Source organism: Leekyejoonella antrihumi (genome assembly GCF_007845645.1).
Lineage (GTDB): Bacteria > Actinomycetota > Actinomycetes > Actinomycetales > Dermatophilaceae > Leekyejoonella > Leekyejoonella antrihumi.
In genome coordinates this window covers 1-8010 of sequence record NZ_VCQV01000074.1, presented here as the reverse complement: position 1 = coordinate 8010, position 8010 = coordinate 1, and the positions used below count along the sequence as shown (strand labels likewise).

Below are 8010 nucleotides of genomic sequence, written 5' to 3'. Positions count from 1 at the left end.
GGTGTTGCGGGCTACGGATCGGCGAGGCCCTGTCCCTGCGAGTCGGCGACGTGGACCTGGCCGACGCCGTCATCACCGTCCACAAAGCCAAGCACAATCGAACCCGGCTGGTGCCGATGTCACCGTCTTTGGTGACGCACGCCCGCCGCTACGCGGTCGCCGTCGGCCTTGTCCCCGAGGATCGCGAGGCGTGGTTCTTCCCGTCTCCGCGGGGCGGGGCCTACCACCCCGGCTCGGCCACGACGCACATTCAAGGACTGATGCTCCAAGCGGGCGTGACCACCTCGTCGGGCGGTGCTCCTCGTGCCCATGACCTACGTCATTCCTATGCGGTGGCCGCCCTGGCGAAGATGCACGCCGACGGGGTGGACGTCTACGCGGGGCTGCCCTTGTTGGCGACGTACATGGGTCACGCCGACATCATCTCGGCGGAGTACTACCTGCGCCTGGATCCATCGGCCTGGGCCGGTATCGAGCAGGCCATGGCAGGCACGTACACCGGTCTCTTCCCACAGGAGGCGATGTGAGATGGCCACCGCCCGCTCTTTCGCCGACATGCTGGCCCAGTTCCTGACCATCTACCTGCCCGTCACCCGGGCCTGCTCTCACAACACCGTGTCCGCCTACCGGGATGCGTTCACGCTGTTCCTGCGGTTCATGGACCAGCGGCAGGCGACCTCACCGGACAAGGTCTCCTTCGAGGACTTCACCGCGTCAAACATGGCCGCCTACCTCGGGTGGCTACGCACCGACAGACACTGCTCCGATGCCACCGCCAACCAGCGCCTGGCCGCGGTGAAATCGTTCTTCCGCTACGTCCAAACCCAGGCTCCTGAGCAGATCGCCCAAGCTCAGCAGGTCTTGAGTCTCAAGGCCGCGCAAGTCCCCCAGCCGGCCATCGGCTACCTACCCGTGGAAGCAGTCGGGCTGCTGCTGGAGTGCGCCACACGTCGCGGGTTGCGCGACCTCGCGCTGTTGACAACGCTTTACGACACCGGAGCCCGGGTCCAAGAAGTCTGCGACCTGTCGATCGTGGACCTGCACCTCGGCAAACCCGCCAGTATCACGCTGACCGGGAAGGGCCGCAAGACCCGGATCGTGCCACTGACCCCGCAGGCCGCTCAGATCCTCACCCAGCACGTCCGCACGCTTCCCGACGATTCGTCCAAGCCCGTGTTCGCGAACAGGACCGGCCAACAGCTCGGGCGAGCCGGCGCCGCCTACATACTTGCCAAGTGCGTGCACGCCGCGCACGCCGACCGCCCCGAACTCGTGCCCGCGAAAGTATCCCCTCACCAGCTGCGCCACTCGAAGGCGATGCACCTACTCGAAAACGGAGTCAATCTGATCTACATCCGCGACATCCTCGGGCACGCGTCCATCGTGACAACCGAGGTCTACGCCAAAGCCAACCCGGAAATGAAGCGGCGAGCCGTCGAAGCCGCCGCCAGCAAGACTCTCGGACCAAGCCGCTACGACCACGCGTCCCGGCAAGACCTGCTGGACTGGCTCCGCCAGGCCATCTGAGCTGCCGTTATGCGAAGAAGCCGGGCTCCACCAAGCCCCCTACCAGCCCAAACACCAACAACTTCACATAACCGAAGACTTCACATCAGATGAGTTATGCGAAGCTTCGCATAACTACTCAGTCATGCTCACAGTGAACTCCTTAAACCTCAGCCCCACCGCTTACACAGACCATCTGACACCCTCAGTGTGGACCGTGGCCTACGTGCCCGGGCGCACGTCTGGACGATTGCGTCAGGCCATACCGCGTTCACGCTGTCCGGCAGGACCTTCAGCCCGTCACACACCACGAACATCGTGTCGACCACGTCCCGGTTGCGGATCCGGGGGGCCCGGCCGGGAGCTGCTGTCGGGACGGGTGGAGGTCGATGAGACCTACATCGGCGGTGAGGAGGCCGGGCTGGCCGGAGGGCGGGCCAAGGGGAAGAAGGCGCTGGTCGCCGTCGCGGTGGAGCTGCGCGATCCCAAGGGTTTTGGGCGGTGTCGAATGCGCATCATTCCCAACCCGCTGTTACCTTGCACGGGTTTATCACTGAGCCCATCGCCCCGGGATCCACCGTGATCACCGACGGGTGGAACGGCTACCTGGGCATCGAGAGACTCGGCTACACCCATGACGGGCGCAGTCAGCGCGCCGCCAAGGCGCTCGGCGAGGACATCGACAAGCTGCTACCCGGAGCGCACCGTGTCGCGTCGCTGGCCAAACGGTGGCTGCTGTCCACGTACCAGGGCGCGGTCGAGAGCGAGCGCCTGTCCGAGTACCTATAAGTTCTGCTTCCGGTTCAACCGGCGGCGCTCACGCAGCCGCGGTCTGGTGTTCCTGCGGGTGCTGCAACTGGCCGTCGGTCATGACCCGGTGCGCTACGGGCAGCTCATCGCGAACCCCAAGCCCAAGAAGGTCCCACCGACACCGCCCGGACGCCGCGGTCACCCGCCCAGCCTGGACCGCCCTCGCGCCGAGCGGCCATGGCGTCACGCCTCGTCGGAAATCGAAGTCGGCTCAGATGGATAGCCCTGAGAGCCATAAATAAGTCTCCAGCCACAGTGTCCGAGACCACCTCACGAAGCGGCATACCCTCACGTCAGCAATCAGGAGCCACGGGCCTCCATGACACCGCATCATCACATTGGATCACGTTCCTGAGAGCGCCGATCCGTCAGCCCTCGACCACGCGCGGTGGCAGCAAGGTCGTAGATGTCTTCGGGATGCACGGGCACTTGGGTGACCCGCACGCCGTTCCCCAGGGCGTCGTCAATGGCACCGGCCACGGCAGCACCCATCGCGATGAGCCCGACCTCCCCCATTCCCTTGGCCCCAAACGGGTTGTCCGGAGTCGGCGCATCTTCGGTGACGAAAACGTCTACCTCGGGGCTGCCCGGAGCATCGGGAAGCAGGTAGTCCATGAAGGAAGTCGTGAGCGGCTGCCCGGCTGCGTCGTATTGGAACTCCTCGAACAGCGCCCCTCCCACTCCTTGGATGGCCGCGCCGATAATCTGGCCACGGGTAGTCATTGGGTTAATGACCCGACCAGCCTCGGCGCTGGTAAAGAGATGCCGAATTTCGTGGCCCCCCGTCGTTGCATCGATCTCGAGCTGTACACATGTAATGCCGTATGGATAGTTCATGTGCTCGTCCCGGTAGACCCCGGACACACTCAACCCAGGTTCGTCCCCTGCGCGTCTTGCTGTCGGTGCGTCCCAGAGCCGGGCGATCTCCGGCAGCCCAAGCGAACGTACCGGCTCCGCCACCGTGATCACGCGCCCGGCGTCGAACCGGAGCTCTTCGACCCTGACGTTCAGGAGACTGGCGCCCACTCGCAGGGCTTTCTTGATAACGCCCTGGGCCGCGTCTCTCGCGGCGCCACCGGCGAGCACGGTGGAGCGGCTGGACCAAGAGCCGACACCGTCATGGATTTGATCGGTGTCGCCGTGCAGAACGTCGATCTCTTCGGGATTGTTGCAGAGTTCATCTGCCACAATCTGTGATAATACGGTTTCGATTCCTTGACCGACTGATGACGCACCAGTCAGGACGCGGACTCGGCCCGACGGGTCGACGTCGACAACGGATGTTTCGTACAGCCCCAAACCGGCCTTGTCCATGAGGACGCCCATGCCGGTACCAACCAGTCGGCCGGCGGCTCGGAGCTCTGCGGCCTCGGTTCGCCACGCCTCGAAGTCGGCCGCAGCGAGCGCCTTCTCCACGTGGTTCCGTACATCGCCGGAGTCGAAGCGGAATCCTTCGAAGACGATATCCAGTCCTGGTTCCCAGGGGAGGTCCGTCTTCGTGAGCACATTCAACACCCTCATGTCGATAGGGTCGACTCCGAGTTCTTGGGCCGCAACATCGAGCAACCGTTCGCGCGCGAATGTCACCTCGAATCGACCTGGCGCACGATACGCCGAGAGCGGCGTCTTGTTGGTCATGACGGCATGGACGGTGGCGCTGTATGCGGGGACCCGATATGGGCCCGCGACCATACCCGCCGTGATGTCACTGATCAGTGGCTCCGACTGACGCATATAGGCGCCGTGGTTGTGCCAAATTTCGTCCCTCAGCCCGAGTAACCGGCCCTCCGCGTCGAAGGCACCTTCGATCCGGTGCACCTGCTCGCGTGCGTGGGAGATGGAGACCATATGCTCGAGTCGGTCCTCCAGCCACTTGACGGGGCGACGGAGACGTCGCGCCGCGACGGCCGCTGCGACATACTCTGGGAATACTCCCCCGCGAACACCGAAGTTGCCGCCAAAGTCGGTGGGCCGCATGTGGATGCTGCTCAAGGGCATTTGAAGGACTGCGGCGAGGACGCGTCTGCTATTGTGTGCATGGACCACGCCCCAAAACTCAAGTTCGTCGTGTCCGCGCACGGGCTGGACCAGGCAACCTCGCATCTCCATCGGCACTCCGCTCTGCCGCCCAATTCGGAATTCTGAGCGAAAGATGTGTGGCGCCTCCTCGAACACTCGTTCGACGTCTCCGTACTCCTTAACGAACGTTGCCGGCACGTTGCCTAGCGGGTGCAGAAGGACGGCACTCTCGGCTGCTTCGACGGGGTCGAGCACCGGCGGGCACTCGGCATACTCGACGAGCACCTTCTCGGCCGCGTCCTCGGCCCGATATGGGTCGTCGGCGAAGACAGCTACCACCGGCTGACCAACATACAGGACATTGTTCGCGGCAAGCACTGGGTGACCATAGTCCTCGATGTCGGGGAACATGCGCTGATAGCCGACGCTCCTGAGCGGGATCTTCCCGAAGGGCAGAAGGTCCTCACCCGTGAGCACGAGAGCGACTCCTGGCATCCGCTCAGCATCCCGGACGTCGACGGACTCGATGGTTGCGTGGGCGACGGTAGATCGTACGACACGCATCCAGAGCTGGTTTGAGGCATCAACGTTCCCGATGAAAGCGCCTTGACCACGGACCAATCGCTGGTCCTCACGACGCGGAGTGCTGCTGCCTACATGACCACGGCCTCGCACACGCTTGCCTGGGCTTTCGGTAGTCGCGGTGGTCGAGGTCGAAAGAGTAGTAGGGCTGCTCACCCAGCCAGTATTGCGACGAAGGGGGCGTGGGCATATCCCCTCAATGAAGGCCTGGCGAATTGGATTTCCGCTATCCGAAGGCGGTATGGGTTCAGTTCCACGGATTACGACCTACGAAGGTTGCTTTGAGCCAGTGGTCGATGATGATGCGGACGGTGGCGGCGTACCCGACTGTGAGCTTGTCGTATTGGGCTTGACCCAGGTCCTCGTGCTGGGCGCCAGTTGGTGGAGTCCGCATGCGTGTTACCGGACACCGGGCTCTCCCACAAATCCGGGGAGCGGTGCGAGAGTGCTTCATCCGACTGACGGTCGGCCACGGAACCGGATGGTGTTGCCCGGATACCGATACCAGCGAGTGGTCACGGCAGCGGGGTCGAACCACGCCTGGTTCTTGGTGGCTGGCCACCCTCCGCCGCCGCAGTAGCGCCAACGGATCTGCTTCCAGCTCGATTGGGGGGTCCCTATGGAGTTGTCAAGCCGCTCTTGCGGGTCGGGTTTCAGGACTCCCGACATAGTCGCGTTTGCCGGAAGTTGATCCTGTTGCCGTAGTGGGGAATTCCCGATCATGACGGTTGCTACTCCAATCAAAGTGAGCCGATAATTGCTATGGTTTTCAAGTGATTATGTGGGGTAGGGACAATGGCAGTCATGACGGCGCAGCGACCTCTCCCACTGGTGCCCGTGACGGATGCGACCTTGATGAGTTCGGCCGCCGCGCTGGTGGAAGACGGGCAGGGCGGTCGCGTGTTCATTCGGGGCGAACTGGTGTTCGCGTGGGACGCGGGTGATGAGGCCGGGCGCCGGTTGGCGGCGGTGCAACTGGTGCGGATCAAGGCCGCGACCGGTGTGGCGGTCGCCGCCGGGTTCGGTGTCGACCCGGAGATGTTGCGCCGGTGGGGTCAGCGCGCGGACGCGGTCGGGATTGTTGCCCTTGCACCGAACCGGCGGGGTCCGAAAGGCCCCAGCAAGCTGACGAAGGAGCTGTCCGTCCGGATCGTCGGGTTGCGTGGTCAACGCCGGTCGCTGCGGGCGATCGCCGCCGAGGTCGGCGTGTCCACCGACACGGTCCGTCGCGCCCTGGCCGACCACCAGGACTCACGATCCGCGTGCGGGCACACCACCGATAGTGACCAGGACCGCGCTCCTGCCGGCGCCAGTGTCGGTGACGAGGTTGACGATGTTCCCGGCATTGAGGACACCGACCGTGCCGGTGATGCTGCCGTCGATCGGGATCGGTTGCCGGTGCTGGCCGATCCGGTACCTCGATACACGGAGCGGGAGTTGGCCCGGTGGGGGCTGCTGGACCACGCCCGCCCGACGTTCACGCCGTCGGCGCGGGTGCCGCTGGCCGGGTTGTTCCTCGCGCTTCCCGGGTTGGAGGCGACGGGCCTATTGGATTGTGCCCGCGACGCGTTCGGCCGGCTGCCGAACGGGTTCTACGGGCTGGACAGTGTGCTGGTCGAGGCCGCCTTGCGGACGCTGGCCGGGCAGCCCCGCGTCGAAGGCGCGACGAGAGTTGATCCGATCGCGTTGGGTCGGGTCCTCGGGCTGGACCGGGCCCCGGAGGTCAAGACGAATCCGCGAGCCTGTCAAGTCTTTTGTGTAAGTAGTGCGTTCGGATTTAGTTGATTTCGATTTCGTCGGTTGCGTGGGTGAGGGCGCTTCGGGTGAATTGGACCGTGTCGATCAGCAGTCCGATGTCGGAGGAGATGCCCGCACGATCGATGGCGCGGTTGATCTCCTCGTGACCCTTGGGGCTGAGGTGAACCAGGACGGCCTCGACCTGGGCGAGGACCTCGGCCACGGTCATGCCACCGAAGCCGGGCACGTCGCCGGCGGCCTCGGCATCATGCTCGAGGAACGGGATGTTGTTGCCTGTCATGGGTTTGGCCTTACAGGTAGGGGTTGACCCGGTCTGGATAGACCAGGGCGAGCTCGCCGAGGACGGTCTTCCAGGTCTGGATGGTCGAGCCCTCGACGAGCCGGGCGGGGGCCTTGCGCTCGGACGCGGGCTTGCCCGCCTCCTTGGCGCGTTCGCGGGCTCGCTTGTCCTCGATGTTCATGATCGCCAGCCACAAGAGCTTGACCGCGGCCGCGTCGTTGGGGAAGTGCCCACGATTCTTGATGATCTTGCGGCACTGAAAGTTCAAAGACTCGATGCTGTTCGTGGTGTAAATGAGCTTGCGCAAGGCCGGGCTGAACGCCAGGAACGGAGTGAACCGGTCCCACGCGTGCTCCCACGTGGCGACCGCAGCGGGGTACTTCTTGCCCAGCTCGGAGTCGGCGAACTCGGCCAACGCCGCCAGCGCGGCGTCCTCGGTCGCCGCGGTATAGATCGGCTTGAGCATCGCCACGACGGCCTTACGGTCGCTGTAGGAAACGAATCTCATCGACGCCCGGATCAGGTGCACGGTGCAGGTTTGGACCAGCGCCCTGGACCAGGTGGCCTCGATCGCCTCGGGTAGCCCGGTCAGCCCGTCGCAGCAGACGATGAGCACGTCTCGCACCCCGCGATTGGCCAGTTCGGCGCAGACCTGGGACCAAAATTTCGCTCCCTCACTGGCCTGCACCCAGATCCCGAGCACGTGCTTGACGCCGGACATGTCGACTCCGACCGCGATGTACGCGGCCCGGTTCGACACATGTCCGCCATCGCGGATCTTGACCATGATCGCGTCCAGATACATCACCGGGTAGAACGCGTCCAGCGGGCGTGACTGCCAGGCCCGCACCTCCTCGACGACGGACTCGGTGACATTGCTGATGGTCTCGTGCGACAGCTCGGTGCCCAACGTGGATGCCAGGTGGTGCTGGATATCGCGGACCGTCATCCCGCCCGCGTACAACGAGATGATCATCCCGTCCAGGCCATCCATCCGCCGCTCGCCCTTGGGCACCACCTTCGAGGAGAACGTGGCGTTACGGTCCCTGGGCCGA

7 protein-coding genes and 2 pseudogenes are annotated in these 8010 nt (G+C 64.4%); 4 read left to right on the top strand and 5 right to left on the bottom strand.

What is annotated here, in order from left to right; translation table 11 throughout:
• Both FGL98_RS24190 and FGL98_RS24185 read left to right on the top strand, forming a co-directional pair.
• Positions 1-527: tyrosine-type recombinase/integrase (locus FGL98_RS24190; protein WP_146321334.1), on the top strand; the 527-nt coding region annotated here is incomplete at its 5' end.
• 1 nt (position 528) lies between these two features.
• Positions 529-1527, top strand: coding sequence for a tyrosine-type recombinase/integrase (locus FGL98_RS24185; protein ID WP_146321332.1), 999 nt, complete (start codon positions 529-531; stop codon positions 1525-1527).
• Positions 1528-1742: 215 nt separating this feature from the next.
• Here FGL98_RS24185 and FGL98_RS24180 read toward each other — a convergent pair.
• Positions 1743-1850 (bottom strand): annotated as a pseudogene (locus tag FGL98_RS24180) (transposase); the annotation flags it as partial.
• A gap of 35 nt (positions 1851-1885) precedes the next feature.
• Here FGL98_RS24180 and FGL98_RS24175 point away from each other — a divergent pair.
• Positions 1886-2295, top strand: a pseudogene (locus FGL98_RS24175) (IS1595 family transposase).
• Between the two features lie 354 nt (positions 2296-2649).
• On the opposite strand, the gene FGL98_RS24170 reads toward FGL98_RS24175, so the two are convergent.
• Positions 2650-4956: a xanthine dehydrogenase family protein molybdopterin-binding subunit gene (locus tag FGL98_RS24170; protein WP_222432396.1), complete on the bottom strand. Its 2307-nt coding sequence runs from the start codon at positions 4954-4956 to the stop codon at positions 2650-2652.
• 208 nt (positions 4957-5164) lie between these two features.
• Positions 5165-5311: a hypothetical protein gene (locus FGL98_RS25635; RefSeq protein WP_186526367.1), complete on the bottom strand. Its 147-nt coding sequence runs from the start codon at positions 5309-5311 to the stop codon at positions 5165-5167.
• 410 nt (positions 5312-5721) lie between these two features.
• On the opposite strand from FGL98_RS25635, the gene FGL98_RS24165 reads away from it, so the two are divergent.
• The gene (locus tag FGL98_RS24165; protein WP_146321328.1) at positions 5722-6702 is read left to right on the top strand and encodes a putative transposase; all 981 of its coding nucleotides are present in this window, start codon (positions 5722-5724) and stop codon (positions 6700-6702) included.
• Here FGL98_RS24165 and FGL98_RS24160 read toward each other — a convergent pair.
• On the bottom strand, positions 6695-6955 hold the full coding sequence (locus tag FGL98_RS24160) for a hypothetical protein (protein WP_146321326.1): 261 nt from the start codon (positions 6953-6955) through the stop codon (positions 6695-6697). The genes FGL98_RS24165 and FGL98_RS24160 overlap by 8 nt on opposite strands.
• Positions 6956-6965: 10 nt before the next feature.
• Positions 6966-8010, bottom strand: a 1045-nt coding sequence (locus tag FGL98_RS24155; protein ID WP_146321324.1) for an IS256 family transposase, incomplete at its 5' end; no start/stop codon positions are given.